We start from the raw sequence: 25,465 nt of genomic DNA, 5'->3' as shown, positions 1-25,465 counted from the left end.
GGGTCCGGGACCATGCAACCACACCGCCAGTGGCGATATGTGCATTGCGACGATTTGCCAAGGCGGCGCTGTTGAATCTGCAGATCACTCCTCTCCAGGTCGGTCGCGATCCAGCAGGTGATCGAGGGCGCGGCGCTCGCGTTTGGTCGGGCGGCCACTGCCTGGATCGCGGCGCGGCGGCTGGCCTGTCATATCTGTTTTCTCATGACGCACGATCCGTTCCGGCGGCGGCTCCAGATCGTCGTAGAGCTGGCGCGCCTCTGGCGCCGGCCCGCGGCGTGTCCCCGGCGCCAGCACCTTGATGACGCGGATATGCGGTCCCAGAGGAAAGGTCAGCACGTCCCCTGCCTTCACCGCGTAATGTGCCTTGGCCATGGGCTGGCCGTTGACGCGCAGGCGACCGCTGCCGACCAGCGCCGTCGCCAGGCTGCGCGATTTGAGGAAGCGCGCGAACCACAGCCATTTGTCGATGCGGACCGGTTCGCTCATTTGCCGTCCGGGTCCCGCATCGGTGAAGCATCCAGCGGCTGCGGGCGCTTGCGCCGGCGCCTGCGGCGCGCGGGTGCCGGCCGGACCGGCACGGGTGGCGCCTCGAAGCGATCGCGCAATACGGCGAGGGCGGCAAAGGGCGAATTGGGGTCGATCCTGGCAGCCCGCGGCGCTTCCGGCCGCGGCTGATCCGGTCGCACGGAATCCGATCGGCGCCGCTGCAGCGCGGCCTTCTTGCGGGCCGCACGCGACGGCGCGCGTACGCCGCCCGGCAGGGTGGCGCGGAGGCCAAGGGCCCGCATCACCTGGCCCAGCATCTCCGGCGTCATGGAGAGTTTCGCCGCATTGGCCTCGTCCGCCGACAATGTCTTCGCCGCGGCCGCATCGCGCAGGCTCTGGGCGAGGCGTTCCAACTCGCCGAAGGCGAAGGCGCGGCCGGCGATGACGCGCTGGCCGCTTGCCATCTGCCAGGCTTCGAGTGCTGCGGCATCCAGCGTCGCCGGGTCGGGCTTGCCCGCCGCGTCGAGGGCGAGGCGGTGCCACAAGGCCGCCAGCAGGCGCAGCAGGCGGCGCTGACGCTTGTCGTCCAGCCGCGCCAGCCAGATGGTGACGGCACCCAATCGGACACCCAGCATGGCCAGCGCCTTGCGGTCCTCGGCCGTCAGGCTGGCCAGCTGCGCCCGCACGGTATCGCGCCTGAGGGCGCCCAATCCCTCGCCCAGTTGATAGACCAGGCCGCGCGCGCCGGCTTCCAGCTTCGCCGCCTGCGTCGCGAAAAGCGGCTGCAGGCGATGTTTCAGCAGTCGCTCCAGCCAATGCCTGAGGCGCTGCTGCATGGCCTGGCGCTGACGCCCGTCGACGAGGTCGATGGCGCGCGCTTCGATGCCGGGCCGCCAGGGCTGGTCGCCGCGCACCAGACGTGCCACGGCATGGCCGCGCCAGGTCACGCTGCCATCGGCGCCCAGGCGGAAATCGGCATCCGGGCTCGCCACCATCTCGGTCACCTGGATGCGGATGGCGGGTCCCAGCACGCGCCTGGCAGCGGCCAGCAGCGGCCGGGCTTCCTCGGTGCCGGCATCGACCTCGGGATGGAAGTCGAAGCCCTTGAACTGGCCCACCTCATGTCCCGCGACGATGACACGGCCATCGCCCTCGACGCGCCCGTCCAGCGTCCCGCCTTCGCTCAGATGACGATGCAGGGCGGCATGGCGCCGGTCGACGAAACGCTGGGTCAGCGCGTCATGCAGCGCGTCGGACAGGCGATCCTCGATCGCCTGCGCGCGGCCCTGCCAATGCGGGGAATCCCGGATCCAGTCGCCGCGATGGGCGATATAGGACCAGGTGCGGATATGGGCGATGCGCTGGGTCAGATGCTCGATATCGCCGTCGATGCGGTCGAGGCGCTGCATCTGGTCGGCGATCCAGTCGGTCGGCAGCCTGCCGATGGCGAGGCCGCCATTGCCGACCAGATGGCGGAAGATCTGGCCGAGCAGGCGAAGATGCGCATCGGTCATCAGCTTGCGGAAATCCGGCACCTGGCACACGTCCCAGAGCAGTGCCACACGCACCCTGGAATTGGCGAGCGCCTGGATCTCCGGATCGCGCCCCAGCGCCGCGAGGCATTGGTGGTCGAGTGCCTCCTGCTGGCGAACGAGATTGGGAAAGGGTGGGCGGGCATCGAGGCTTCTGAGCAGCGTTTCGATCGAGCGGAAATCGAGCTCGGCATTGCGCCACATCAGGTGCCGGATGGGCTCGACGCGGTGCTGTTCCACCGCCTCGATCAGTTCCGGGTCCATCGGCCCCACCTCGGCGGTGGTGCCAAAGGTGCCGTCGCTCATGTGACGTCCGGCGCGGCCGGCGATCTGGCTCACCTCGGCGCGGGTGAGGGGGCGCGGCTGGCGACCGTCGAATTTGCGCAAACTCGCAAAGCAGACGTGATTCACATTCATGTTGAGGCCCATGCCGATGGCGTCCGTCGCCACCAGGTAATCGACCTCGCCGGCCTGATAGAGCTCGACCTGGGCATTGCGCGTGCGGGGACTGAGCGCCCCCATCACGATGGCGGTGCCGCCGCGCTGGCGACGGATAAGATCGGCAATCTCGTAGACGTCGCTGGCCGAGAAGGCGACGATGGCCGAGCGCGGGGGCAGGCGCGTGATCTTCCGGGCGCCGGCGTAGCTGAGCGTGGAAAAGCGCGGCCGGTTGATGATTTCGATTCCGGGGACAAGCAGCTTGACCCAGGGTGTCGCCGCATCCGAACCCATGAACATGGTCTCGTCCAGTCCGCGCGCGCGCATCAGCCGGTCGGTGAAGATATGGCCGCGTTCGCTATCCGCCGCCAGCTGGATCTCGTCCACCGCAACAAAGGCGACCGGTCGGTCCAGCGGCATGGATTCGACGGTGCAGAAAAAATAGCGGGCCCCGCGCGGGATGATCTTTTCTTCCCCGGTCACCAGGGCGCAGGCCTCGCCCCCCACCGCCTTCACCGCGCGGTCATAATTCTCGCGTGCCAGCAGGCGCAGCGGAAAGCCGATCATGCCGGAACGGTGGCCCAGCAGCCTTTCCATGGCCATATAGGTCTTGCCGGTATTGGTCGGTCCCAGGACCGCCGTCAGGCGTGGCGCCAGCGCGTTCATGATGACCCCAGAATTGGCCCCGGCGCGGGCCAATTGCAAGGGCGCTGCCGCGCAGTCTCCCCCACAAGGGTCGAGGGGGGGGCAGCAGCAGGCGGATTTGACCCTAGCTGCGTTCCACACTAGAACGCCCCACATGACCCAGCGTTATTCGACCCAGCGCGACATGACCGGCCGGCCCATTCCGCTCCATGATGCCGAAGGGTTCGCCGGCATGCGCAAGGCCGGCCATCTTGCCGCCCTCACCCTCGATTTCATCGGCGATCACGTGCGGCCGGGCATCAGCACGGGCGAACTTGACCGGCTTTGCGACAGCTTCATGCGCGATCACGGCGCCATCGCCGCCACCATCGGCTACAAGGGCTACAACCACGCCTCCTGCATTTCGGTCAATCATGTCGTGACGCACGGCATCCCGTCCGATGCCAAGGTGCTGCGCGATGGCGACATCCTCAATATTGATGTGACGCCTCTGGTCGATGGCTGGCATGGCGATTCCTCGCGCATGTTCATCGCGGGCGCGCCCGGCGTGAAGGCGCGGCGCCTTTGCGACGTCACCTACCAGGCGCTGATGGCGGGTATTGCCCAGGTGAAGCCCGGCAACACGCTGGGCGATGTCGGCCATGCGATTGAGACATTGGCGCACAAGAACCGCTTCTCGGTGGTCGAGGATTTCTGCGGCCATGGCGTCGGGCGCGTCTTCCACGACGCGCCGCAGGTGCTGCATTACGGCAAGCCCGGCACCGGCGTGGTTCTGGAACCCGGCATGATCTTTACCATCGAGCCGATGCTGAATGCCGGCAAGGCGGATGTGAAGATCCTGGGCGACGGCTGGACCACAGTGACACGCGATCAATCCCTCTCCGCGCAGTTCGAGCATTCGGTCGGCGTCACCGAGACCGGCGTCGAGATATTCACGCTGTCACCCAAGGACATCTATTGGAAGCTGGCAGCCTGAACCCGCCATCATCGACGGTTTTATTCAACAGTGTCCGTCCTGACGAAGGAAGGTGATCGTGCTTCTTGCCTTCTTCTCTGCTTCCGCCAATTGCCACGGGCCTAACGCAGCCTTCATCCGCGCCAACAACTGCTGCCCGCGCGCAATCTCTTCAGGATCGGATAGGTGCTCGAGCGCAACTCGCGCCCAGACATACGCGTCATAAGGGGCGCTCGGATCGCCGTGGCCGAGTTCGGCCAGTTCCGCGTAGCGCAATTGTGCGCTTGCTATGCCTTCGTCCGCCGCCAGGAAGTAGTACCCAGCCGCCTCGACAAGGTTCTGAGGGACGTAGCGTCCCTTGTCGTAAAGGTCACCGAGAAAAAAGTAAGCAGACGGGTATTGGTATTCACCACCTGCAAGTTCATAGAGTTCAATCGCCTGCTCGATATCCTGTGGCTCGACTTTTCCCTCGAGCAGGAAATAGGCCATGCGGCAGGTTGCTTCGGCATGATGCCATTTCATGGCACGGCGATGCATTGACGCAGCTGTCCCGAAATCACCTTGTTCTTCATAGGTCAGGCCAAGGTAATAGAGCCCGTCGGGATCCTCACTATCAGCTGATCTGCGGAACCATGCCCTGGCGGCCTCGAAATCTGGTGGACCGAATGTTCCGCGCCAATAAGCGCTGCCAAGTGCATTCATCGCTTCGCCATAGCCGAGTTCAGCTGACTTCAGCAGAAGCGCATGGCCCTTGTCCTTGTCTTCAAGAACGCCGTGGCCGCGCACATACATCAAGCCAAGCTCGTAAAGGGCGCGAGGGTGATTTTGTGCCGCAGCCTGCCTGAGCCATCGCGCCGCCTCCTCGAAATCCGGCGATGCCATCACGCCGTGATAGAAGCACATGCCCAGATGATATTGGGCGTCGGCGTCGCCGCGTTCGGCGTTAGCCAGAGTATCATCTCGCATGGCGCATCAGAATATTTTTATTAAACTCAAAAGTAGCATATCATAAAGTAGTTCTATCGAAAAGCGTGAAACACTGCTGACTTCAAATTCGCCGATAGATGAAGTAATGCGGCTTGCGCCCCTGTTTGATGGCCTTCTGCTCGTAGCGCGAGGCGGGCCAGTCGGCGGGGCGATTGAGCCAGTCGCCCGACCGCTCGGCGGTCCAAGCGAAATCCTTCCGCCGGCTCATATGCATCATCACCCAGCCGACATAGGTGGGGTCGTCGCTGCCGATGCGGAACTCGGCGCCGGGCTTCAAGAGTTCGGCGACGCGGTCGAGGTTCTTCTGGTTGACGAAGCGCCGCCCGGCATGGCGTGCCTTCGGCCAGGGGTCGGGGAACAGCAGGAAGAGCCGGTCGAGCGAGGCGGGCGCCAGCACATCCAGCAGGTCGCGCACGTCCTCAGGATAGATGCGCAGATTGGCAAGTTTCCCGGCATCGACATGCGCCAGCGCCGAGGCGATGCCATTGAGGAAGATCTCGCAGCCGAGGTAACCGATTTCCGGATGCGCGGCCGCCTGGGCGGCCATGTGCTCGCCGCCGCCGAAGCCGATCTCCATCCAGACGCCGGTCTTGCCGGGAAACAGCGTCGCCGGATCGAGTGCCACGCCGTCGAGTCTGACCGCGAGACGCGGCAGCAATTCCTCCACCAGCCGCTTGCGGTTTTCGCGCAAGGGGCGCCCCTGGCGGCGGCCATAAAAATTTCGCCGCGGCGCCGTGTTCTCCGGCGCCGCGGCGTGGTCGTTCTTCATCACGGCGCCGTTTAGCCGAGGGCCGCCTGCAGCCCGGCAACGAGGTCGAGCTTCTCCCAGGAAAAGCCGCCATCGGCTTCCGGCTCGCGACCGAAATGGCCATAGGAGGAAGTGCGGGCGTAAATCGGCTTGTTGAGGCCGAGATGCTTGCGGATGCCGCGGGGGCTGAGATCCATCAGCTCGCCCAGCGCCTTCACGATCCGCTCCTCGTCCACCGTGCCGGTGCCCTGCGTGTTGACATAGAGCGAGAGCGGCTTGGAGACGCCGATCGCATAGGCAACCTGGATCACGCATTTCTCGGCAAAGCCGGCGGCGACCACGTTCTTCGCCAGATAGCGCGCGGCATAGGCAGCCGAGCGGTCGACCTTGGTGGGGTCCTTGCCGGAAAAGGCGCCGCCGCCATGGGGCGCTGCACCGCCATAGGTGTCGACAATGATCTTGCGACCGGTGAGGCCGGCATCGCCGTCCGGGCCACCGATCACGAACTTGCCGGTCGGGTTGACGTAGAACTCGTCCTCGCTCGGGAACCAGCCCTTGGGCAGGACCTTTTCGACATAGGGGCGGACCAGTTCGCGGACCTGTTTCTGCTCGAGACCGGCATCATGCTGGGTCGAGACGACGACCGAGGTTGCCTTCACCGGCTTGCCGTTCTCGTAGAGCAGCGTCACCTGGCTCTTGGCGTCGGGGCCGAAACCCTTGACCTTGCCGCTGTGGCGGTCTTCGGCCATCAGCTTCAGGATCTGGTGAGAATACTGCAGCGGCGCCGGCATCAGGCTCGGCGTCTCCTTGCAGGCATAGCCGAACATGATGCCCTGGTCGCCCGCACCTTCGTCCTTGTTGCCGGCGGCATCGACGCCCTGGGCAATGTCGGCCGATTGGGAATGCACGTAGCAATCGATGCTGGCGGTCTTCCAGTGGAAGCCTTCCTGCTCGTAGCCGATTTCCTTGATGGCGCGGCGCGCCGTCTCGACCAGCTTCTCATGGGTGATCGAGGCGGGGCCGCGCACCTCGCCGGCCAGGACAACCTTGTTGGTGGTGGCCAGCGTCTCGCAGGCGACGCGCGCCTCGGGTTCGGCGGCCAGATAGAGGTCGACGATCGAATCCGAGATCCGGTCGCAGACCTTGTCCGGATGACCTTCGGACACGCTTTCGCTGGTGAAAAGATAGGAGGATTTGGACACGAGGCAGGTTCCCGCAATAAAGGTTCGACAAGTTCACGCGGCCTAGCAAGGCAGGCCTGAGTGGGTTGGCTCAAGCGGGGCTATGGCTTGCCGGGATAGCGGTCCTGTTAGGGCTCTCCCCGGCGCCGAATCCATGAAAAATCCCGGCCGCAGCGCGGCCGGGATCATGGTTGAGCGGGAATCCGCGGTCAAGCGCGTTTTGGGCGCGGGCAGGCTGCCCAGAATCCCCTGATGAATCCCCGAAAAACGGGCCTCAATCCTCGTCGCCGCCGCTGCTCTTGGCGAGGGTCTTGGTAAGCTCGAATATGCGCTTGCGGACCGAGGCCTGGGGAATCTTGTAATAGGCGCGCACCAGTTCCAGGGTCTCGCGCTTGGCCATGGGGTCGGGCTCGTAATCCACGGCCGGCGGCGTCGAGACACCCATCAGCTTGGACGGGCTCTTCTCCTGCACGCTGTTGGGCATGTCCTCGAAGAAATAGGAAATCGGCACGTCGAGCACGCGGCCGAGGTCGAACAGACGGCTCGACCCGACGCGATTGGCGCCACGTTCGTATTTCTGCACCTGCTGGAAGGTGAGGCCGATCGCCTCGCCGAGCTTTTCCTGGCTCATGCCCAGCAATGTGCGGCGCAACCGGATGCGCTGGCCGACATGCACGTCGATCGGGTTGGGGAATCCCTTGCTCGCCATGCGGCCGGAAGACTTGCGCCCCTTGCCGGCGCCCTGCTTGGTACCCTTTGCCATTTTGTTTCTTGTCTCCTCGCGGTCCAACCTGAAACAGGTCGACAGATTTTTTTTCTGCTAATGCGCCCGGCGCCAATTCTGGCTTTCGCACGGCGTCGAGCCGCTCCTGCAATCCCAGCCCCTCCGACTGCAGGTTATCCCTTGACGACTTGGTCTTGTCACAAGGCAGATGGGCGGTCAATCGCTTCGTCGGCGGCTGCATGGCAGGGCTGCTGCGGCCGCCCAAGATGGCAACAACCTAACCGCGAGAAAGTTCCAGACGCTACCTTGGCAGCCGCTGGAGCAGCAGGGGAATGATACCAATAGTTACAAGCAAGATCACGGGCCAAAGGCCCCAGCGCGCGAAAACCGTCGCCGGCAGGGCCACCGGCAAGGCGCCGTCAAGAACGGCTTCGGTTCCCAGTTCGCTGATCGCTTCGATCCGGCCATAGGAATCTATTATGCCTGAAATGCCGGTATTCGCGGCGCGGACCATTGGCAGGCCTTCCTCGACCGAACGGAAGCGCGCCGCGACAAAATGCTGATAAGGGCCCGGGCTGATGCCGAACCAGCCATCATTAGTAATGTTCACCAGCCATTGCGGCCGCACCGGATTTGTCACGGCACCCGGGAAAATCACCTCGTAGCAGATCAGCGGGCCGGCATCGGGTGCGCCTGGCACGGCAATGGTCTGCGGCCCGGCTGCGGCCGAGAAATCCATCGAGCCCGGCGTCAACTTGTTGATGAAAGGAAACAAGTCCCGCAAGGGGACGTATTCGCCAAGCGGCACCAGATGCGCCTTGTCGGCTGTCGCCAGCAGATTGCCGCTGCCGTCGAGCACCGTCAGCGAGTTCCAGATTTCGGAAATCTTGCCGGTCTCGGGCCAACCGCGAATTGTACCGGTCAGCAGCGTACCGCCCGGCGGTACAGCCGTTGCGATAAACTGTCGCAGATCCGGCTTGCGCTCGAGAAAGAAGTCGGCGCCGGATTCGGGCCAGACCACGACATTGGACTCGCCGAAGCCGGGCGTCATGCGGGTGAGGGCGACATGCTTCTCGAGGTGCCGCAAACCGGGATCGGTCAGCATGCGCTCGGCCTGCGAAATATTGGCCTGCACGATGCGCAGCCTGACATCCGGCACATGGGCCGACGCCGCGGCATCGAGGCGCAGCGACCCGCCGAGCCATAGCCCGGCCAGCAGGGCAAGACCGCCGCCGAGGAATAGAAGCTGACGCCGGCCGGTTGCAGCACCCAACATCGCCGGCAGCGTGAAGACCAGCACCGTCACGAAACCGAGGCCCCAGGCACCCCACAGCGCGACCGATTGCATCATCGCGACGCTGGCATCCCAGACATAGGCGGTGAGGTTCCAGGGATAGCCGGTCAGCACATGGCCGCGCAGCCATTCGCCGATGGTGAAGAGCGCGGCGAAGGCGAGGATGCGGCCGGGCGACAGATCGTCGCGCCGCCACAGGGCGGCCCCGACCAGACCGGGATAGAGCGCGAGAAAGGCGGCAAGGCCGCCGATCACCGGCGGCATCATCCAGCCGAAGCGCGCCGCATCAATGAGGAAGGAGTTGGCAATCCAGAAATTGCCGGCGGCGAAATGGCCGAAGCCCCAGAACCATGCCACGTTGAAGGCGCGCCGCCGCGTGGGCGCGCTCTGGATCAGCCAGAACAGGCCGACGAGGGCGACCGCCATGGCCGGGATTGCATTGACCGGCGCGAAGGCAAGCGCCCCCAGCGCACCCAGCAACACGGCGAGGCTGCGCCGCGCCCAGGGGGAGAGAGACCCGAGACGGGCGTAGCATTGCGCAAGCCGGTGCAAGATGGGGCTAGTCCTTGTCCTTGTTCTTTTCCCCGGACGCCTGCGGCGGGATGTTGCGCACCCGCAGGCGCTTGATGCGCCGCGGGTCGGCGTCCAGCACTTCGAAGACGATACCGGAGGAGTGTGTCACCAATTCGCCGCGAATGGGCACGCGGTCGGTCAGCGACATGACAAGGCCGCCCAGCGTGTCGATATCGGCCTCGCGCTCGTCATCGGTCAAGACCGAACCCACCTTCTCCTCGAAATCCTCGATCGGCGTCCTGGCATCGGCCAGCAGCGTGCCGTCCGGCCGGCTGACCAGATGCGGGCCCTTCACCACGTCATGCTCGTCCTCGATCTCGCCGATGATCTCCTCGACCAGATCCTCGATGGTGACGAGGCCGTCGATGCCGCCGAATTCGTCGACGACGAGGGCCATGTGGGCGCGGTTCTGGCGCATCTGCAGGAGGAGATCGAGGACGCGGATCGAGGGCGAGATGAACATCGGCTCGCGCAGGATCTTCTTCAACTGGAAGGAATCGGGATCGGTGAAGGCGGTCAGCACGTCCTTCACATGGACGATGCCGATGATGTCGTCGAGATCCTCGGCATAGATGGGGAGGCGCGAATGGCCGAATTCGCGCACCGTCTGAAGCAGGCCCTTGAGATCGACCGTCTCGGGCAGGGCGCGGATATCGGCGCGCGGCACCATCACGTCATAGGCGGTGAGATCGCCGAGCTTGAGGACATTGAGCAGCAGCGAGGATTCGTTGGAATCGAGTGGCGTCTCGCCATCGTCGCCAGCCTCGGATTCCTCGATCAATTCCTCGATCGCATCCCTGAGCGCGCTTTCGCTGCTGGTCCGCCGGCGGAACATTTTCAGGAGGTTCTTGAAACCCAGGCGCGGTCTGCCGTTCTCCTCAGCCGCGCCGCTTCTAGTCGGTATGTCGCTCATCTTCTTTCCAGTTACACCAACAAATAGGGATCCGGCCAGCCGAGACCGGCCAGCACCTCCCGCTCCAGCGCCTCCATCCTGAGCGCATCTCGCGCGCGCATGTGATCGAAGCCCAGCAAATGTAGCACACCATGCACCACCAGATGCACATAGTGCTGTTTCAGGGACTTGTGTTGTTCCCGCGCCTCGCGTTTCAGGGTCCCCAGCGCCAGGATCACGTCCCCCAGATGGATTGGCGCATCGGTCGGGAAATGGTGGGCGAGGCCTTTGGAATCAAGGGGAAGGCCGTCCAGCGCAGCGAAAGAGAGGACGTTGGTCGGCTGGTCCTTGCCACGATAGTCGCGGTTGAGAACACGCACCGGCGCGTCGTCGCTGAGGATCAGCGCACATTGCAGGGACGGGCGGCCGGCAAGGCTGGCCGGGCGGGGCTGCCCGCTGGCGAGGCCCGCCTTGAGCGCCCGTCGCGCCGCCTGGCGGCCGAGTTTTGCCGCATCGGGGAGCGACCGTGTCCAGCCCTGGCGCGCAACCTCGATGGCGATACGCAGGCTCGGAATGTGCGCGCCGGACGTCACACCCCGCTGCGCGGCGTGGTTTCCCGGCCTCCGGATTCCCTGGTGGATTCCCGGGCCGCATCCTTGGCGGCCTTGGCCTGCTTGCGGTCGCGGGAATCATAGGCGCCGACGATCCGGGCCACCAGCGGATGGCGCACGACATCCACCTCGTTGAAGCGGGCGATGCCGATTTCGGGGATATGCTCGACCGCCTCCAGCGCATCCTTCAGCCCGGATTTGGTGCCGCTCGGCAGGTCGATCTGCGACAGGTCGCCGGTCACCGCCATGCGCGAGCCTTCGCCGAGGCGGGTCAGGAACATCTTCATCTGCATCGGCGTGGTGTTCTGCGCCTCGTCCAGGATGACGAAGGAATGCGCCAGGGTGCGGCCGCGCATGAAGGCCAGCGGCGCCACCTCGATCTCGCCCGAGGTCATGCGCTTCACCACCTGGTCGGCGGGCAGCATGTCGTTGAGCGCATCGTAAAGCGGGCGCAGATAGGGGTCGACCTTCTCGCGCATGTCGCCGGGCAGGAAACCCAAACGCTCGCCGGCCTCGACCGCGGGGCGCGACAGGATGATGCGGTCGACCGCCCCCTTGGTGAGCATGGCCACGGCGACGGCGACGGCAAGATAGGTCTTGCCGGTGCCGGCGGGGCCCAGGCCGAAGACCAGTTCCTTCTCGTGCAGCATGCGCATGTATTTGGCCTGCATGGCCGAGCGCGGCGTGATGTGGCGCCGCGCCGTGCGGATCGCAGTGCCGTCCTTGGCGCCATCGAACAGATTGGGTTCCATGCCCTCGTCGGCGCGGGCGAGGCGCAGTGCCGCGTCGACCTCGTTGCGGTCAACCTCGAGGCCGCGCTTCAGCCGCTGATAGAGGCTGGTCATGATCTGCTTGGCGGTGGCGACCGCTTCCGGTTCGCCCGAGATTGCCAGCTGGTTGCCGCGCGAGACCATGGAAACGCCAAGCTGCTGCTCGATCCGCGCCAGGTTCTGGTCATGCTGGCCGAAGAGCTGCGGCAATAATCGGTTGTCTTCGAATTGCAGGTGCAAGGGCGGGGCGATCGGGGCGAGGGGGGTGGCACTCACGCGATGGCTCTCTCCGGTTGTGGCTCCGCGGCGAAGCCCGCCGCCGGCTGAAGGCCAGTGGGCTGGCCGCCCAGGCTGTAATGCTTGAGCTCGGTGATTTCGATTTCGACCTCGCGGCCGATGGTTCCGGCCGGCAGCAGCGCATGCACCGGCTGCAGCCAGGGCGACTTGCCGATCATCTGTCCCGGATGGCGACCCGGCTTCTCGATGAGGACCGGCACGCGCCGGCCGATCGTGGCGCGGTTGAATTCGGTCAGTTGCCGCTCCAGCAGCGCCTGGATCTCCTGCAGGCGCCCGTCCATCACGGATTCGGGCACCTGGCGTTCCAGCACGGCAGCCGGCGTGCCGGGGCGGGCCGAATATTTGAAACTGAAGCTCTGCGCAAAACCGATCTCCTCGATCAGCTTCACGGTCGCCCGGTGGTCGGCATCGGTTTCGCCGGGGAAACCGATGATGAAATCCGAGGAAAGCGCGATATCGGGACGCGCCTTGCGCAGGCGCTCGATGATCCGGCGAAAATGATCGGCATCGTGCTGCCGGTTCATCTCGGCAAGGATGCGGTCCGAGCCCGATTGCACGGGCAGGTGCAGGAAGGGCATCAGCTGCGGCAACTCGCCATGGGCGCGGATGAGGTCGTCATCCATGTCGCGGGGATGCGATGTAGTGTAGCGGATGCGCCGGAGATCGGGCAGCGCGTCGGCAAGATGGCGGACAAGCCGCGCCAGGTTCCAGCTGCCACCCGCCGGCCCCTCGCCGTGAAAGGCATTCACGTTCTGGCCGAGAAGCGTGATCTCGCGGGCGCCCTGGTCGACCAGTCGCCGCGCTTCCGCCGTGATCTGCTGGACGGGACGCGAGAACTCGGCGCCGCGGGTATAGGGCACGACGCAGAAGGTACAGAATTTGTCGCACCCTTCCTGGATGGCGAGGAAGGCGGTGACGCCCTGCGGGGCAGCCGCCTCCGGCAGGTGGTCGAATTTCGATTCTGCCGGGAATTCGGTGTCGAGCAGATTGGCGCCGCGGAACGGCTTGCCGCTCCGCCCCAGTTTCTCTTCCCGGGCGCGGGTGGCGCGGGCCACCATCTCGGGCAGTCGGTGATAGGTCTGCGGCCCCAGCACGATATCGATGTCGGGAATGCGGCGCATGATCTCGGCGCCCTCGGCCTGGGCAACACAGCCGGCCACCGCGATGATGGTGTCGCGTCCCGATTGCTGGCGCTCATGGCGCTGGGCGCGCAGGCGACCCAATTCGCTGAAGGTCTTTTCCGACGCCTTCTCGCGGATATGGCAGGTGTTGAGGATGACCATGTCGGCATCCGCCTGGTCTTCCGTGATGCCATAGCCGAGCGGCGTCAGCAGATCCGCCATGCGGGCGGAATCATAGACGTTCATCTGGCAGCCATAGGTCTTGATGAAGAGCTTCTTGCCCAAGGTCGGTGCGGGTCCTCTAACCTTCGGCGGCATAGGCAATCGGGCGGAGTCGCTTCATGCCGGCAAAGATACCATGCCGCCAAAGGCGGGTGTAGCCCATTCACGGGCTGCCCGCAATGCAGGCTATCCTGCTGAAACATTGCTGAAATATCCGCGAGGCGAGGCCTGTGCCCAGGGCGAATTGCGTGGTTTCCGGCCGCTCGCTACTCTCCCGGCCATCATGACGGACAACATTCCCTTCCTGCCTGCCCGGAAAGTCGACGCGCTGCTCGACTATAAGGGCCTCGTCGCCGCACTGCGCGCGGCCTTTGCCGGCAACTGGACCGTGCCGATCCGCCACCATCACGGCATCGAGATGCCGGATGGCGAGGCGGACCAGACGCTGCTGCTGATGCCGGCCTGGGAGGCGGGGAAATCCATCGGCATCAAGATCGTCACCATCACGCCAGGGAATGGTGCCCGCAACCTGCCCGCCGTACAGGGCCTCTATCTGCTGCTCGACGGCCTTACCGGCGAGCCCCGGGCCCTCATCGATGGCAAGGCGCTGACGGTCCGGCGCACGGCGGCGGCCTCGGCCCTCGCCGCCGATTATTGCGCGAGGCCCGATGCGGCAACGCATTTGATGGTGGGTGCCGGCGCCCTCTCCCGGCCGTTGATCGAGGCGCACCGGGCGGTGCGGCCGATAACCCGCTCGCTGCTCTGGGCGCGCGATCCCAAGAAGGCCGCGGCCAAGGCCGAGGAACTCAAGGCCGCCGGAATCGCGGTCGAGGTGGCGCCGGATCTCGAAGCCGCGGTGCGCGCCGCCGACATCATCAGCACCGGCACGCTCTCCCACGAGCCGCTGGTGAAGGGTGCCTGGCTCCGGCCCGGCCAGCATCTCGACCTGGTCGGTGCGTTCCTCCCGGAGATGCGCGAGAGCGATGACGAGGCCGTGCGCCGCGCCAGGGTCTATGTCGATACGATGGCGGGTGCCCTCAAGGAAGCGGGCGATATCGTGCTCGCCATCAAATCGGGCGCCCTGACGCCCGAGGACATCGTCGCCGATCTTCACGGCCTCGCGCGCGGTACGGCCAAGGGCCGCCAATCGCCCGACGAGATCACGCTCTTCAAATCCGTCGGCACCGCGCTCGAGGATCTGGCGGCGGCAAGATTGTTGATGGAACGGGCGGGGTAGGGCTGGATCTTCGCGGCCTCACCCCGCGCTCAACTCAAGCCATTTCTCTTCGGCCTCAGCCAGCTTCTTCTTCACCTCGGCGTGCTTGGTCTGCCAGGTGGCGAGCTCCGCCGTACCGCCATTGTTGTAGAGGGCGGGGTCGGCCAGCTTGCCTTCGATGAGGTCGAGGGCCTGGGTCAGCTTGGCGATGGCGGTCTCGGCCCCGGCCAGCGCCTTCTTCTTCTCCGGCGAGATGGCGGGCTTCTTTGGCGGCTGTGCTGCCGCCTTCGGTTTCGGCGCCGGCGCCGCGCCATGGGCTGCGGCGCTCTTCGGGGCGGCCGCCTTTTCGGGCAGGGCGCCCTTGCGCTGGGTCACCTGGCGCTCGCTGCGCTGGCGCTCACGCCGCTCGCTGATGATGAGGCGCCGATAATCCTCCATGTCGCCGTCGAAGGGTTTGACCGCGCCATCCTTGACCAGCCACAGGCGGTCGGCGCTGAGCTCGATCAGGTTGGGATCGTGGCTGATGACGATGACGGCACCCTCGAATTCGTTGATCGCCTCGACCAGCGCCTGGCGGCTTTCGATGTCGAGATGGTTCGAAGGCTCGTCCAGCAGCAGGATGTTGGGCGATTGCCGGCTCATCAGGGCGAGAAGCAGCCGCGCCTTCTCGCCACCGGAAAGCTCGCGCACCCGGGTCAGCGCCTGGTCCTGGCCGATTCCGAAACGTCCCAGATGCGCCCGGCGCTTGTCCGGCAGCAATTCGGGCGCCGCGCGACCCATGATCTCTACCGGTGTCGCCTCGAGGTCCAGTTCGTCGGTCTGGTGCTGCGCGAAATAGCCGACGCGGATCTTCGAGGATTTCCGCACCTCGCCGCTCATGGCGGCAAGGCGCCCGGCCAGCAGTTTCACGAAGGTCGACTTGCCGTTGCCGTTGGCGCCCAGCAGCGCGATGCGGTCATCGGGATCGAGGCGGAGATCGAGATTCCTGAGGATCGGCTTGCCCGGCTCGTAGCCGACCGAAACGCGGTCGAGGGTGATGAGCGGCGGCGGCAAGGCTTCCGGCTGGGGGAAGGAGATGTTGACGCCTTTCTCCTCGGCGATCACGGAAATGGGCTGCAGCTTGGCAATCATCTTGAGGCGCGACTGCGCCTGGCGTGCTTTCGAGGCCTTGTAGCGGAAGCGGTCGACGAAGGCCATCATGTGCTTGCGCTGGGCGTCGATCTTCGCCGCCATCGCCATGTCCTGCTCCATGCGCAGGCGGCGCATATTCTCGAAATCGTCATAGCCGCCGGTATAGAGGGTCATGCTGCCGCGGTTGAGATGGATGATGCGGTTGACCACCTTGTTGAGGAGGTCGCGGTCGTGGCTCACCAGCAGGATCGTGCCGGGATAGGTCTTGAGGTAACTCTCGAGCCACAGCGTTGCCTCGAGGTCGAGATGGTTGGTGGGCTCGTCCAGCAGCATCAGGTCGGGGGCGGAGAAAAGCTGTGCGGCCAGCGCCACACGCATCTGCCAGCCGCCGGAAAAATCGCTCAAAGGTCGTTGCTGTGCCGCCGCATCGAAGCCGAGCCCGGCCAGGATCTCGGCCGCGCGCGCTTCGGCACTGTGCGCCTGGATATCGGCCAGGCGCGCATGAATCTCGGCAATGCGATGTGGATCGCTTGCATGCTCTGCCTCGGCCATGAGCGAGGTACGCTCGCTATCGGCGGCGAGGACACAGGAAAGCAGCGAGCGGCCCTGGTCCTTCATTTCCTGTTCCAGGCGCCCGATGCGCCAGTGCTTCGGCACGTCGATGGTGCCGGAATCGGCCTGCAGGTCGCCGGAGATGATCTTGAGGAGGGTCGATTTGCCCGCTCCGTTGCGCCCGACCAGGCCGGCATGATGACCCGCCGCGACACTGACGCTGGCACTGGTCAGGATCTCGCGCCCGGCGATGCGATAGGTAAGGTTGGATATCGTTAACATATTGTTCCAGAATGCTTATTTTACCGGAGAGCGGGGTGTCGCCGGCTGTCATCCCCGCTCGGTTGTCTCATGGGGTGGAGTTGTATATAAGCCAGCCCGACTTACGCCAAGGGGCGCGGCAGATGACCGGCGCCCTTCCCTGCCAGAAAACCCAGGAGACGAGGACTATCATGGCCATCGAACGCACCTTCTCGATCATCAAGCCGGACGCCACCCGCCGCAACCTCACGGGCAAGATCAACGCCAAGTTCGAGGAAGCCGGCTTGCGCATCGTCGCCCAGCGCCGCATCCAGATGAGCGAAGCCCAGGCCAAGAAGTTCTACGAGGTGCATGCCGCCCGCCCGTTCTATGCCGACCTGGTGAAGTTCATGACCTCCGGCCCGGTGGTCGTGCAGGTGCTGGAAGGCGAGAATGCCGTCGCCAAGAACCGCGAGATCATGGGCGCCACCAATCCGGCCAACGCTGCTCCCGGCACCATCCGCAAGGAATTCGCGGAATCGATCGAAGCCAATTCGGTGCACGGTTCCGACAGCCCGGAGAACGCCGCGATCGAGATTTCCTATTTCTTCGCCGGCGCCGATATCGTCGGTTGATTCCGGCTCGCGTCAAAAGAACAACGGCGCCGCGCGTGAGCGCGGCGCCGTTTTCCATTCAGATCGGGGAAAGGGCTATTTCCGGCTGACCATCGCCACCACGACGATGAAGCCGACGATGATGCCGAGCGCCGAGAAGATGGCAAGGCCGATCGACGGGCCGTTGACCGTATGCAGGACCGTGATCAGCGTCAGCAGCAGGGCATAGACCGTGCCCCAGAACAGCAGGCGGCCGATCCCGTCCCAGGTCTTCTGGCGATTGGCGAGGATCTGGTCGTTGAGCGAGCCGTCGGTCGTGGCCATGAAAAATATCCCTTTGTATGTCGCGCGGATGGCGACGTTTTACCGCAGGCGGGCACCCCGACTCAAGACCCGCCGTCTCAACAAGAACCGCCAAGAACCCGGCGCGCCAGCGGCACGGTAATGGCCCGCCCCTCGGCGAGTGCCGCCCGGTCCAGGCGGGCGGCGAGTTCGGCGGCGGCGGCGAAACTCCGCTCCATCTGGCGGAGGAGATAGTCGATCACCTCGGGTGCCACGGCGATCTGCCGGTCGGCGAAATGCTTGGCCAGGACGGCGCCCAGCAGCGCATCGTCCGGTGGCGCCACTTCGACTGCCGGAATCGCCTTGAGGCGCGAGGCGAGATCGGGCAGATGCACCGGCCAGCGCGCGGGCGCCTCGCGCGACAGCAGCAACAGGTCGCCGCCCTCGCCGCGCAGGCGATTGAGAAGATGGAAAAAATCCACCTCGTCGAGCCGGGGCTCGTCGAGGATCACGACCGGCCGGGCGGGAAGATCCGGCGGAGCGGGCGGTGCCTCGAGATAGAGCACCACCCGGCCGGCGGCGGCGGCGCGCTCCTGGAAGATATGGCCGAGATGGGTCTTGCCGCAGCCGCTGGGGCCATGGATGGCGAGGGTCCGGCCGTGATCCGGCCAATCCGGCCAGGCCAGGACCAGGGCCAATGCCGCCGCGTTGCTGGGCGCCTCCACGAAGTCGCTGCCACCCATGGCCGATCGTGGCGGCAGGTCGAAGGGCAATTGGCTGCGGCTCATTTTGGCGTCGTCGTCGGCTGCGTGGATGGGGCCGGCGGCGCTTGGTGGTGGCCGAGATAAAGCGGACTTTGCAGATAGTGGCCGATGCCGAACCGCACCAGCACGCCGATTGCCGCCGCCACGGGTACCGCCAGCAGCAGCCCGACGAAGCCGAAGAGGGCGCCACCCGCCAGCAGCGCAAAAATGATCCAGACCGGGTGCAGGCCGACCCGGTCGCCGACCAGCTTGGGCGTCAGGAAATTGCCCTCCATCACCTGGCCGCTGACGAAGATGGCGGCGACGATGGCGGGGCCGTGCCAGCCATCGAAACTGGCCAGCGCCACTGCCATCGAGATGACGAAGCCGCTGAGCGAACCGACATAGGGAATGAAGGTAAGGATGCCCGCCATCATGCCGATGAACAGGCCGAAGGGCAGGCCGACCAGCATCAATCCGGTCGCATAGAAGGCCCCCAGCACCAGGCAGACGCTGGCTTGGCCGCGCAGGAAGCCCGCCATGGTCGTGTCGATGGCGCGCATCTGCTGGCGGATGGTCTCGGCGTGGTCCAGCGGCAGCAGCGCGTTGATGCGCGCGATCAGGAGGTCCCAGTCGCGCAGCAGGTAGAAGGTGACGACCGGGGTAATGAAGAGGAGCGACAGCAGATTGGCCAGTGCCGCACCGCCCGAAACGACGCCCTGCAGGGCATTGCCGACGAAACCCAGCGCGCCGCCGAGGCGCTCCCGCAGCATGGCGCCGAGATCATCGAGTGCCGGCAGATCGAAGCGCAACTGCAGGTCGCCATAGAGCGGCATCAGCCTTTGATGCGCCCGCTCCACCATGCCCGGCAGGTCGCGGATGAAATTGCTGAACTGCTCGATCAGGATCGGCACGATGACGAGGAATGCCAGGACGACGATGAGGGCGAAGACGGCCGTCACGATGCTGGTGGCGAGAACCCGCGAACAGCCCCATTTCTCCAGCCGGTCGCAGACCGGGTCGAGGAAATAGGCGACCCCCATGCCGGCCACGAAGGGCAGCAGCACGGTGCGCAGCAGGTAGACCAGGATCAGGAAGACGATGAGCGCGGCGAGATAGCTCGGCCAGCGCCGCATCCTTGGTGGCAGGCCGTTGCCGTCCGGCGCTTCGCTGGCGTCGGTCATTGGGCCCTCGGGCATTGGCCCCGTTCGCCACTTGGCCCGTTCACGGATTGGCTCCGGCACCACCCATGGTCAGGGTCGACATGCCCTCGCCGCTGGAAACCAGAAAAAGGTCGGCAACGGCGAGCGCGCGGATGAACTGCGCCTCGTCGCCGGCATAGCCGATCTCGAGTTCGGCGCCGCTGCGGGCAAGCTGCTTCAGGTCGACCGTCTTCACCAGATTGACCTGGGCGAGGCGCTGCTTGATCGCCACCCATTGCTGCAGGCTGGTAAGCGGCACGTGGACCGCGATCCTGGTGCGCTTGTTGGGGTCCACCAGATTGGCGACTTTCCAGGCGCCCTCCAGCATCTGCTGCACCGTGGCCACGCCCTGCGCCAGCAATCCGTCGGGGTCGCCGCCAGCCCCTGTCAGGGTGTCCTGATAGCGCTGGATGCCGTCCTGGCCATAGCGCGTGACGTCGAGGGCGAGGCTGCGATTGCCGTCGGCGCCGGGCGCGCTCATCTGCGCCTCGGCCACCACCACATCGCCCGCCTGATAGCGTTCCGCCATGAATTGCAGCTTGGCCTGGGCACCGGCCAGGGCATCGGTCGCGGTCAGGATGTTCTGGTCGTCGAGATCGCCGCGCGGTGTCACCACCGGAACCAGGGCGGAATTGAGGTTCTGTGGCTGCGCCCAGCTGCGCGCCCAGGCATTGGTCGGCCCCCAGAGGCCGGTGGTGCCGGCCTCGTCGGTATAGACGGGCAGCATTAGCATCTGGCGGGCACGGGTCTCGGCGAAGGCGATGCCCTCGCGGCTGAGGAATTCCTGCACCGGGGCAGCGGCGAAGCGGATCGTGTAGCGGCCGATATAGCGGGTGGCGGCGATCTTCTCCTCGTCGATCGCCAGATCGGTAACCCAGGAGCCGATCTCGTCGTCGCTGGGCAGCAGCAGGCCCTCGACCTGGTCCGCCGGGGCGATTTCCTTCAGCACCTGGCGCAGGCCGTCGCGCTGCGCCTTGATCACGGCCTGGTCGCGCAGGGTTGCGGCATCGCCCGTGACCTCGACCGGAATGCCGGAGGCGACATAGACGCTCTGTCCGGTGCCTTGCGCCCTCGCCGGTGCGGCGACGGCGCCAACCAGGATCGCAAGGGCGAGAATTCCCATCGCGGCGGCCCAAGAAAGCCTGGCCGTCAAGATCGTGGAAAAGGCCGAAACTGCGCCCGCTGGGGCCATTGCAAACCACCCTGAAATGCGTATTGTCCGGACCGAAGCTTATAGCAAAACCCGCTCCGGGGAAGCCAGCAACAGCCTTGCCCGGCTTACCTTTTTCGGAGCCTGGAAAATTCAAGAATCGAGTCTCTTCATGGGCAATGGCCTTACCTACCGCGATGCCGGGGTTGATATCGATGCCGGCAATGCCCTTGTCGAAGCCATCAAGCCGCTGGCCAAGGCGACCGCCCGCGCGGGTGCCGATGCGGGGCTGGGCGGATTCGGCGCCTTCTTCGATCCCAAGCGGGCGGGCTTCCGCGACCCGATTCTGGTCGCGACCACCGACGGCGTCGGCACCAAGCTGAAGATCGCCATTGATGCCGATTGCCACGACACGATCGGCATCGACCTCGTTGCCATGTGCGTCAACGACCTCGTCGTGCAGGGGGCGGAGCCGCTCTTCTTCCTCGACTACTTTGCGACCGGAAAGCTCGACGTCGAGACGGGGCGCAAGATCATCGCCGGCATCGCCGATGGCTGCCGCCAGGCGGGTTGCGCCCTCATCGGCGGCGAGACCGCCGAGATGCCGGGCATGTATGCCAAGGGCGACTACGATCTTGCCGGTTTCTCGGTTGGCGCGGTCGAGCGCGAGCAGGCCATTACCGGCGCCAAGGTGGCGGAAGGCGACATCGTGCTGGGCCTCGCCTCGTCGGGGGTGCATTCCAACGGCTATTCCCTGGTGCGAAAGGTGGTCGAAAAATCCGGCCTCACCTATGAGGCGGAGGCACCCTTTGCGACCGGCGAGAAGCTCGGCCGCGCGCTGCTGACGCCCACCCGCATCTATGTGAAATCCTGCCTTGCCGCGATCCGCGCCGAGTGCTCGCCCCTGGGCGGCGTCAAGGCGCTGGCCCATATCACCGGCGGCGGGCTCCTCGAGAACATCCCCCGCGTGTTGCCGGCCGGCCTTGCCTGCGAGATCGACGCCGGCACCTGGGCACTGCCGCCGGTCTTCGCCTGGCTGCGCAGTGTTGCCGGGATCGATGCCCAGGAAATGGCCCGCACCTTCAATTGCGGCATCGGCATGGTCGTGGTGGCGGCGGCGGATGATGCCGCCCAGATCGCCAAGACCCTGCGCGCGCATGGCGAAACGGTGAGCGAGATCGGCCGCATCGTCGCGCGCGGCGCGGGTGCGGGCTGCATCGTCCGCAATACCGGCCACTGGTGAACGGACAATTGTCGCGCATGTCGGGACGGAAGCTGAAGGTCGCCGTTCTCATCTCCGGGCGCGGCAGCAATCTGCAATCGCTGATCGACCATTTCGGCCCGGTCATCACCGGCAGCCCGATCGAGATCGTGCTGGTGCTCTCCAACCGGCCCGACGCCTTCGGGCTGGAGCGCGCGCGGAGGGCGGGGATACCCGCGGTCGTGGTGGATCACAAGGGCTTTGCCGAGCGGGCGCAGTTCGATGCCGCGATGGACGCCAGGATCCGCGAAAGCGGCGCGGAACTTGTTGTGCTGGCCGGTTTCCTGCGCCTGCTGACCGATGGATTCATCGCCCTTTGGCAGGACCGCCTGGTCAACATCCATCCGGCCCTGCTGCCGGCCTTCAAGGGCCTCAACACCCATGCCCGCGCGCTGCAAGCCGGCGTGCGCTTTCATGGCTGCACGGTGCATTTCGTGCGACCGGAGATGGATACCGGACCGATCATCGCCCAGGCCGCGGTGCCGGTGCGCGCCGATGATACCGAGGAAACATTGGGGCGGCGCGTGCTCGCGGCCGAGCATCGCCTGTTTCCGCTGAGCCTGCGCCTCATTGCCGAGGGCAAGGTGCGGGTCGAGGGCGAACGCGCGATTATCGACGACGCCGCCTTCGCTGGCGGCGTGCTGTTCAACCCGATGGGCGGTTGAGGCGTGCGCGCGGTTCTCGCGTGCCTCCTGCTTCTTCTCGGCGTTCCTTCGGCGGGCGCCCAGACCCTGGAATACTACATCCTGGAAATGGGCTGGCTGCCGGGCCAGTGCCTAGTCGACCCCGACCTCGCCGCTTGTGACGGACTTTCGCTGCGCGACCTCAAGGGGCGCAATTTGACGCTGATCGGGTTGAAGCCGCAGGCGCGGCCCGGTTCCGCGCCACTGCAGGATTGCGACCCGCTGGCGCGCGCCTTCACCCCGCCCCCGATCGGTCCTGGCGAGAGGGCGACGCATTGCTCGTTGCCGCCCTTGCGCCTCGGCGCCGAATTGGCACAAGCGCTCGCCGACATCATGCCGGGGGTGGCGACCTGCGCCGACCGTGCCTATTGGTCGCGCCACGGCGCCTGCTCGATGCTCTCTCCGCAGCGCTATTTTGACCGGGCGGTCGCCCGCGCCAGGGACATGCAGCGTACATTGCTCAACGCTGCCATCGCCGGGTCGGTTGGCCAGCACATCGCGCGCGAGGCATTGGCCGATGCCTTCCGGCAGCAATTCGGGCCGGATTCCGAAGTCTCGCTGCAACTGGTCTGCGCCCGCTCGAAGCAATACAAGCAACCGGTCCTGACCGGCATCCGCGTCAGCCTCAATCAATTGGGCACGATGAAGGCGCTGGCGCCCGCCAGCCTCTGGTCTCCGGCCGGATCCGCCGCCCAGCCGGCGCATCGCTGTCCGGAGGGATTTCTTGTGGCGGCGCCGGGCGGGGCGGAGCCGCCCCTGCCGGCGGAACCCGCTGGGCCGGGCGAGATCATCGTCCCGCCCTTTGAACCGGCGCCAGTGGCGCCGCCGGTGCTCGAAGCGCCAGTCCTCGAACCACCCGCCTTGCCAAAGCCCTGACCTATGCCTCGGCGCGGTATTGCTGGGCGAATTCGGCCGCCGGCGGGATCACCTTGATGACGTCGATCAGGATGCCATTGGGGTCGCGGGTGATGAAATGCCGCTGCCCGAAGGCCTCGTCACGCAAGCTCAGCAGGATCGGCAAACCGGCCTGCTGCGCGCGCTCATAGGCGGCATCGACATCATCGGTCTCAAAATTGATGAGCAAACCCTGCGCCGGTTTCCGGTAGCCCTCCGGGATCGTTTCGTGGCGACAATCCAGGAGCGCAAGGTTGATATCGGGCTGTTTCCCGTGCTGCAGATGAATGTACCAGTCGGCCTCGAAAACAACCTTGAAATCAAAGTGTTGCTGGTAGAACGCGCTGGCGGCGGCAAGCGCCTTGACGGCCAGGACCGGGTAATACTGGGCGATTTGCATGGGGCGTGCCTCCTCTATAACATACAGTCTGTATGCATTGATAACATACAGGGTGTATGTATGCAAGAGAGGCAAGGCAGCAAGGCCGCCCGCGCCGCCGCGACACGGGAGACGTTGCTGGCGGTCGCCCGGCAGCATTTCGGTGCGGCGGGTTATGCCGCGACGGGCACCGAGGCGATTGTGGCCGAGGCCGGGGTCACTCGCGGCGCCCTCTATTTCCACTTCAAGGACAAGCGAGACCTGTTCCGCGCCCTGGTGGAGACAGTGTCGGCCGAGATCGCCCAGGCCATCCTGGCGCGCGCCACCGGGCGGCCGTGGGAGGCACTGCGTGCCGGCTGCGCCGCCTATCTCGAGACCTGCGCCAATCCGTCGATCAGACAGATCTATCTGCTCGACGCGCCTGCGGTCCTTGGCTGGCGCGAGTGGCGCGAGATCGATGGCCGGCACAACATGGTGCTGCTGCGCGAAGGGCTGGTCGCGGCACTCGGCCATGTCGAAGCGCCGGCCGCCATCGAGGCGCTCACCCTGCTTCTGTCCGGCGCCATGAACGAGGCGGCTCTGGCGATCGCGGACGCGCCTGATGCCGTTGCCGTGCGCGGGCAGGTGCTGGCGGGGTTGCAGAAACTGCTGGACGGACTGCGCCGGATCACGCCCTGAAGGCCGGGTCCCGCGCGACCTCGGCGGTGAGCCAGTCGCGGAAATGCTGGATGCGCGGCTCTGCGGCGCGTTCCTCGAGACAGGCGAGATACCAGCTGGCGCCGTGGCGCACCTCGATCTCCGGAAAGGGCTTCACCAGTCGACCCAGCTTCAGATCGGTCGACACCATGAATTCCGGCACAACGGCGACACCCTGGCCCTCCACTGCCGCCTCGATGGCGAGAAGATAGGAATCGAATTTTGGCGCGGCGCGGCCCTTGAGGGTCGGCAGGCCGGCCGCTTCCAGCCAGTCATGCCAATCCTCGGCGGCGGTATAGACCTGCAGCATGGCATGATTGACGAGGTCGGCCGGCTGGCGCAGGCCGGGCCCCCCCTGCAGCACCACCGGGGCGCAGACGGCCACCAGCCTGGCGTCGAAGAGATGCGTGTAATGGAGGCCGGGCCGGTTGGCGGCGCGCGTGCAGATAAGGCCGAGATCGCCGGTGGTTGGGTCAAATTCCCAGTCGAGCTGGCTGGTGGAGAGGCGCACCAGGATGTCGGGATGCCCGGCCTGGAACTGATGCAGGCGTGGCAGCAGCCAGCGGACGGCGACGGTCACATAGACCTGCACCACGAGATCGCCGGAAATGCGCACCCGGTCGACCAGGCCGACACCCTGCGCCAGGCGGTCGAAGCCGTCGCGCAGGTAAGGATAGAGCTGGGCACCGGCCTCGGTCAGTTCGACCCGGCGCGCGGCGCGGCGGAACAGGTCGGTGCCAAGCCGCTCCTCCAGCGCTGCCACCTGGTGGCTGATGGCCGATTGGGTGAGGCTCAGTTCCTCGGCGGCGACGCGGAATGACAGATGCCGTGCCGCAGCCTCGAAAGCCTGCAGGGATTTCAAGGATGGGAGATTTCTCTTTGCCATAATGCCCCTGTTTATCGCATTTTCCGGGGATATGTCATGAAATAAGTTCATGTATAG

At 65.6% G+C, this 25,465-nt stretch carries 25 protein-coding genes; 7 read left to right on the top strand and 18 right to left on the bottom strand.

What is annotated here, in order from left to right:
* Positions 1-84: 84 nt before the first annotated feature.
* Together A8950_RS18100 and A8950_RS18095 are read right to left on the bottom strand one after the other, a co-directional pair.
* On the bottom strand, positions 85-489 hold the full coding sequence (locus A8950_RS18100) for an RNA-binding S4 domain-containing protein (protein ID WP_133615081.1): 405 nt from the start codon (positions 487-489) through the stop codon (positions 85-87).
* Positions 486-3,125 carry a helicase-related protein gene (locus A8950_RS18095; protein ID WP_133615080.1) on the bottom strand — a complete coding sequence of 880 codons (2,640 nt, stop codon included), beginning with the start codon at positions 3,123-3,125 and terminating at the stop codon, positions 486-488. The genes A8950_RS18100 and A8950_RS18095 overlap by 4 nt, the downstream gene beginning before the upstream one ends.
* Positions 3,126-3,258: 133 nt before the next feature.
* On the opposite strand from A8950_RS18095, the gene map reads away from it, so the two are divergent.
* On the top strand, positions 3,259-4,080 hold the full coding sequence (gene map / locus A8950_RS18090; protein ID WP_133615079.1) for a type I methionyl aminopeptidase: 822 nt from the start codon (positions 3,259-3,261) through the stop codon (positions 4,078-4,080).
* A 24-nt stretch (positions 4,081-4,104) separates the two neighbouring features.
* Here the strand turns inward: map and A8950_RS18085 are convergent, their stop codons facing one another.
* The 9 genes from A8950_RS18085 to miaB all read right to left on the bottom strand — a co-directional run bounded on the left by A8950_RS18085 (position 4,105) and on the right by miaB (position 13,542).
* A complete protein-coding gene (locus A8950_RS18085) occupies positions 4,105-5,025 on the bottom strand; it encodes a tetratricopeptide repeat protein (protein WP_133615078.1) in 921 nt (306 codons plus the stop codon).
* 82 nt (positions 5,026-5,107) lie between these two features.
* Positions 5,108-5,815, bottom strand: a complete 708-nt coding sequence (trmB, locus tag A8950_RS18080; RefSeq protein WP_133615077.1) for a tRNA (guanosine(46)-N7)-methyltransferase TrmB — start codon at positions 5,813-5,815, stop codon at positions 5,108-5,110.
* 11 nt (positions 5,816-5,826) lie between these two features.
* Positions 5,827-6,996 carry a methionine adenosyltransferase gene (gene metK, locus A8950_RS18075; RefSeq protein ID WP_133615076.1) on the bottom strand — a complete coding sequence of 390 codons (1,170 nt, stop codon included), beginning with the start codon at positions 6,994-6,996 and terminating at the stop codon, positions 5,827-5,829.
* 253 nt (positions 6,997-7,249) lie between these two features.
* Entirely contained in the window at positions 7,250-7,684 is a 435-nt protein-coding gene (locus tag A8950_RS18070) for a helix-turn-helix domain-containing protein (protein ID WP_456073076.1), read from the bottom strand.
* A gap of 316 nt (positions 7,685-8,000) precedes the next feature.
* Complete coding sequence (gene lnt, locus A8950_RS18065; protein WP_133615074.1) at positions 8,001-9,545, bottom strand: apolipoprotein N-acyltransferase; 1,545 nt, start codon at positions 9,543-9,545, stop codon at positions 8,001-8,003.
* A 7-nt stretch (positions 9,546-9,552) separates the two neighbouring features.
* Entirely contained in the window at positions 9,553-10,479 is a 927-nt protein-coding gene (locus A8950_RS18060; RefSeq protein ID WP_133615073.1) for a hemolysin family protein, read from the bottom strand.
* 11 nt (positions 10,480-10,490) lie between these two features.
* The gene (ybeY, locus tag A8950_RS18055; protein WP_243735697.1) at positions 10,491-11,051 is read right to left on the bottom strand and encodes an rRNA maturation RNase YbeY; all 561 of its coding nucleotides are present in this window, start codon (positions 11,049-11,051) and stop codon (positions 10,491-10,493) included.
* Entirely contained in the window at positions 11,048-12,115 is a 1,068-nt protein-coding gene (locus A8950_RS18050) for a PhoH family protein (RefSeq protein ID WP_133615072.1), read from the bottom strand. The genes ybeY and A8950_RS18050 overlap by 4 nt, the downstream gene beginning before the upstream one ends.
* The gene (miaB, locus tag A8950_RS18045) at positions 12,112-13,542 is read right to left on the bottom strand and encodes a tRNA (N6-isopentenyl adenosine(37)-C2)-methylthiotransferase MiaB (protein ID WP_407644242.1); all 1,431 of its coding nucleotides are present in this window, start codon (positions 13,540-13,542) and stop codon (positions 12,112-12,114) included. The genes A8950_RS18050 and miaB overlap by 4 nt, the downstream gene beginning before the upstream one ends.
* A gap of 73 nt (positions 13,543-13,615) precedes the next feature.
* Between miaB and lhpI the strand changes: the two genes are divergently transcribed.
* Entirely contained in the window at positions 13,616-14,716 is a 1,101-nt protein-coding gene (gene lhpI, locus A8950_RS18040) for a bifunctional Delta(1)-pyrroline-2-carboxylate/Delta(1)-piperideine-2-carboxylate reductase (RefSeq protein ID WP_243735696.1), read from the top strand.
* 18 nt (positions 14,717-14,734) lie between these two features.
* Here the strand turns inward: lhpI and A8950_RS18035 are convergent, their stop codons facing one another.
* Positions 14,735-16,660 (bottom strand): ABC-F family ATP-binding cassette domain-containing protein, encoded by a 1,926-nt coding sequence (locus tag A8950_RS18035; protein WP_133615070.1) that lies wholly within the window; start codon positions 16,658-16,660, stop codon positions 14,735-14,737.
* A gap of 170 nt (positions 16,661-16,830) precedes the next feature.
* On the opposite strand from A8950_RS18035, the gene ndk reads away from it, so the two are divergent.
* Entirely contained in the window at positions 16,831-17,253 is a 423-nt protein-coding gene (gene ndk / locus A8950_RS18030) for a nucleoside-diphosphate kinase (protein ID WP_133615069.1), read from the top strand.
* Positions 17,254-17,328: 75 nt separating this feature from the next.
* On the opposite strand, the gene A8950_RS18025 is transcribed toward ndk, so the two are convergent.
* The 4 genes from A8950_RS18025 to A8950_RS18010 all read right to left on the bottom strand — a co-directional run bounded on the left by A8950_RS18025 (position 17,329) and on the right by A8950_RS18010 (position 20,582).
* A complete protein-coding gene (locus tag A8950_RS18025; RefSeq protein ID WP_133615068.1) occupies positions 17,329-17,556 on the bottom strand; it encodes a hypothetical protein in 228 nt (75 codons plus the stop codon).
* 77 nt (positions 17,557-17,633) lie between these two features.
* Positions 17,634-18,302 carry an HdaA/DnaA family protein gene (locus tag A8950_RS18020; RefSeq protein WP_133615067.1) on the bottom strand — a complete coding sequence of 223 codons (669 nt, stop codon included), beginning with the start codon at positions 18,300-18,302 and terminating at the stop codon, positions 17,634-17,636.
* The gene (locus A8950_RS18015) at positions 18,299-19,441 is read right to left on the bottom strand and encodes an AI-2E family transporter (RefSeq protein WP_243735695.1); all 1,143 of its coding nucleotides are present in this window, start codon (positions 19,439-19,441) and stop codon (positions 18,299-18,301) included. Before A8950_RS18015 ends, A8950_RS18020 begins: the two co-directional genes overlap by 4 nt.
* Positions 19,442-19,481: 40 nt before the next feature.
* On the bottom strand, positions 19,482-20,582 hold the full coding sequence (locus A8950_RS18010; protein WP_166645265.1) for a DUF2066 domain-containing protein: 1,101 nt from the start codon (positions 20,580-20,582) through the stop codon (positions 19,482-19,484).
* Positions 20,583-20,781: 199 nt separating this feature from the next.
* Between A8950_RS18010 and purM the strand changes: the two genes are divergently transcribed.
* The 3 genes from purM to A8950_RS17995 are packed head-to-tail and all read left to right on the top strand — an operon-like array spanning position 20,782 to position 23,429.
* Positions 20,782-21,852, top strand: coding sequence for a phosphoribosylformylglycinamidine cyclo-ligase (gene purM / locus A8950_RS18005; RefSeq protein WP_133615065.1), 1,071 nt, complete (start codon positions 20,782-20,784; stop codon positions 21,850-21,852).
* Positions 21,853-21,869: 17 nt separating this feature from the next.
* A complete protein-coding gene (gene purN / locus A8950_RS18000) occupies positions 21,870-22,535 on the top strand; it encodes a phosphoribosylglycinamide formyltransferase (protein ID WP_133615064.1) in 666 nt (221 codons plus the stop codon).
* 3 nt (positions 22,536-22,538) lie between these two features.
* Complete coding sequence (locus tag A8950_RS17995; RefSeq protein WP_133615063.1) at positions 22,539-23,429, top strand: ribonuclease T2 family protein; 891 nt, start codon at positions 22,539-22,541, stop codon at positions 23,427-23,429.
* Between the two features lies 1 nt (position 23,430).
* On the opposite strand, the gene A8950_RS17990 is transcribed toward A8950_RS17995, so the two are convergent.
* Positions 23,431-23,847 (bottom strand): VOC family protein, encoded by a 417-nt coding sequence (locus A8950_RS17990; RefSeq protein ID WP_133615062.1) that lies wholly within the window; start codon positions 23,845-23,847, stop codon positions 23,431-23,433.
* A gap of 60 nt (positions 23,848-23,907) precedes the next feature.
* Between A8950_RS17990 and A8950_RS17985 the strand changes: the two genes are divergently transcribed.
* The gene (locus tag A8950_RS17985; RefSeq protein WP_166645264.1) at positions 23,908-24,504 is read left to right on the top strand and encodes a TetR/AcrR family transcriptional regulator; all 597 of its coding nucleotides are present in this window, start codon (positions 23,908-23,910) and stop codon (positions 24,502-24,504) included.
* Here A8950_RS17985 and A8950_RS17980 read toward each other — a convergent pair.
* Positions 24,494-25,384, bottom strand: coding sequence for a LysR substrate-binding domain-containing protein (locus A8950_RS17980; protein ID WP_166645263.1), 891 nt, complete (start codon positions 25,382-25,384; stop codon positions 24,494-24,496). The two genes, A8950_RS17985 and A8950_RS17980, sit on opposite strands and share 11 nt — an antisense overlap.
* Positions 25,385-25,465: the final 81 nt, after the last annotated feature.

Source organism: Dongia mobilis, assembly GCF_004363235.1.
Classification (GTDB): domain Bacteria; phylum Pseudomonadota; class Alphaproteobacteria; order Dongiales; family Dongiaceae; genus Dongia; species Dongia mobilis.
The sequence above is the reverse complement of the archived record's forward strand: the minus strand, read 5'-3'. Positions and strand labels throughout refer to the sequence as shown.

What these genes read in the sequence shown, in the direction of transcription:
- A8950_RS18020 (WP_133615067.1), bottom strand. Translation starts at nt 18,302, where the DNA reads ATGAGCCGCAGCCAATTGCCCTTCGACCTGCCGCCACGATCGGCCATG.
- A8950_RS18025 (WP_133615068.1), bottom strand. Translation starts at nt 17,556, where the DNA reads ATGGCCACGACCGACGGCTCGCTCAACGACCAGATCCTCGCCAATCGC.
- A8950_RS18085 (WP_133615078.1), bottom strand. Translation starts at nt 5,025, where the DNA reads ATGCGAGATGATACTCTGGCTAACGCCGAACGCGGCGACGCCGACGCC.
- A8950_RS17990 (WP_133615062.1), bottom strand. Translation starts at nt 23,847, where the DNA reads ATGCAAATCGCCCAGTATTACCCGGTCCTGGCCGTCAAGGCGCTTGCC.
- purN (WP_133615064.1), top strand. Translation starts at nt 21,870, where the DNA reads ATGTCGGGACGGAAGCTGAAGGTCGCCGTTCTCATCTCCGGGCGCGGC.
- trmB (WP_133615077.1), bottom strand. Translation starts at nt 5,815, where the DNA reads ATGAAGAACGACCACGCCGCGGCGCCGGAGAACACGGCGCCGCGGCGA.
- A8950_RS18010 (WP_166645265.1), bottom strand. Translation starts at nt 20,582, where the DNA reads ATGGGAATTCTCGCCCTTGCGATCCTGGTTGGCGCCGTCGCCGCACCG.
- ndk (WP_133615069.1), top strand. Translation starts at nt 16,831, where the DNA reads ATGGCCATCGAACGCACCTTCTCGATCATCAAGCCGGACGCCACCCGC.
- purM (WP_133615065.1), top strand. Translation starts at nt 20,782, where the DNA reads ATGGGCAATGGCCTTACCTACCGCGATGCCGGGGTTGATATCGATGCC.
- A8950_RS18015 (WP_243735695.1), bottom strand. Translation starts at nt 19,441, where the DNA reads ATGACCGACGCCAGCGAAGCGCCGGACGGCAACGGCCTGCCACCAAGG.
- map (WP_133615079.1), top strand. Translation starts at nt 3,259, where the DNA reads ATGACCCAGCGTTATTCGACCCAGCGCGACATGACCGGCCGGCCCATT.
- A8950_RS17985 (WP_166645264.1), top strand. Translation starts at nt 23,908, where the DNA reads ATGCAAGAGAGGCAAGGCAGCAAGGCCGCCCGCGCCGCCGCGACACGG.
- A8950_RS18070 (WP_456073076.1), bottom strand. Translation starts at nt 7,684, where the DNA reads ATGGCGAGCAAGGGATTCCCCAACCCGATCGACGTGCATGTCGGCCAG.
- A8950_RS18035 (WP_133615070.1), bottom strand. Translation starts at nt 16,660, where the DNA reads ATGTTAACGATATCCAACCTTACCTATCGCATCGCCGGGCGCGAGATC.
- A8950_RS18060 (WP_133615073.1), bottom strand. Translation starts at nt 10,479, where the DNA reads ATGAGCGACATACCGACTAGAAGCGGCGCGGCTGAGGAGAACGGCAGA.
- A8950_RS18095 (WP_133615080.1), bottom strand. Translation starts at nt 3,125, where the DNA reads ATGAACGCGCTGGCGCCACGCCTGACGGCGGTCCTGGGACCGACCAAT.
- lhpI (WP_243735696.1), top strand. Translation starts at nt 13,616, where the DNA reads ATGCCGCCAAAGGCGGGTGTAGCCCATTCACGGGCTGCCCGCAATGCA.
- A8950_RS18100 (WP_133615081.1), bottom strand. Translation starts at nt 489, where the DNA reads ATGAGCGAACCGGTCCGCATCGACAAATGGCTGTGGTTCGCGCGCTTC.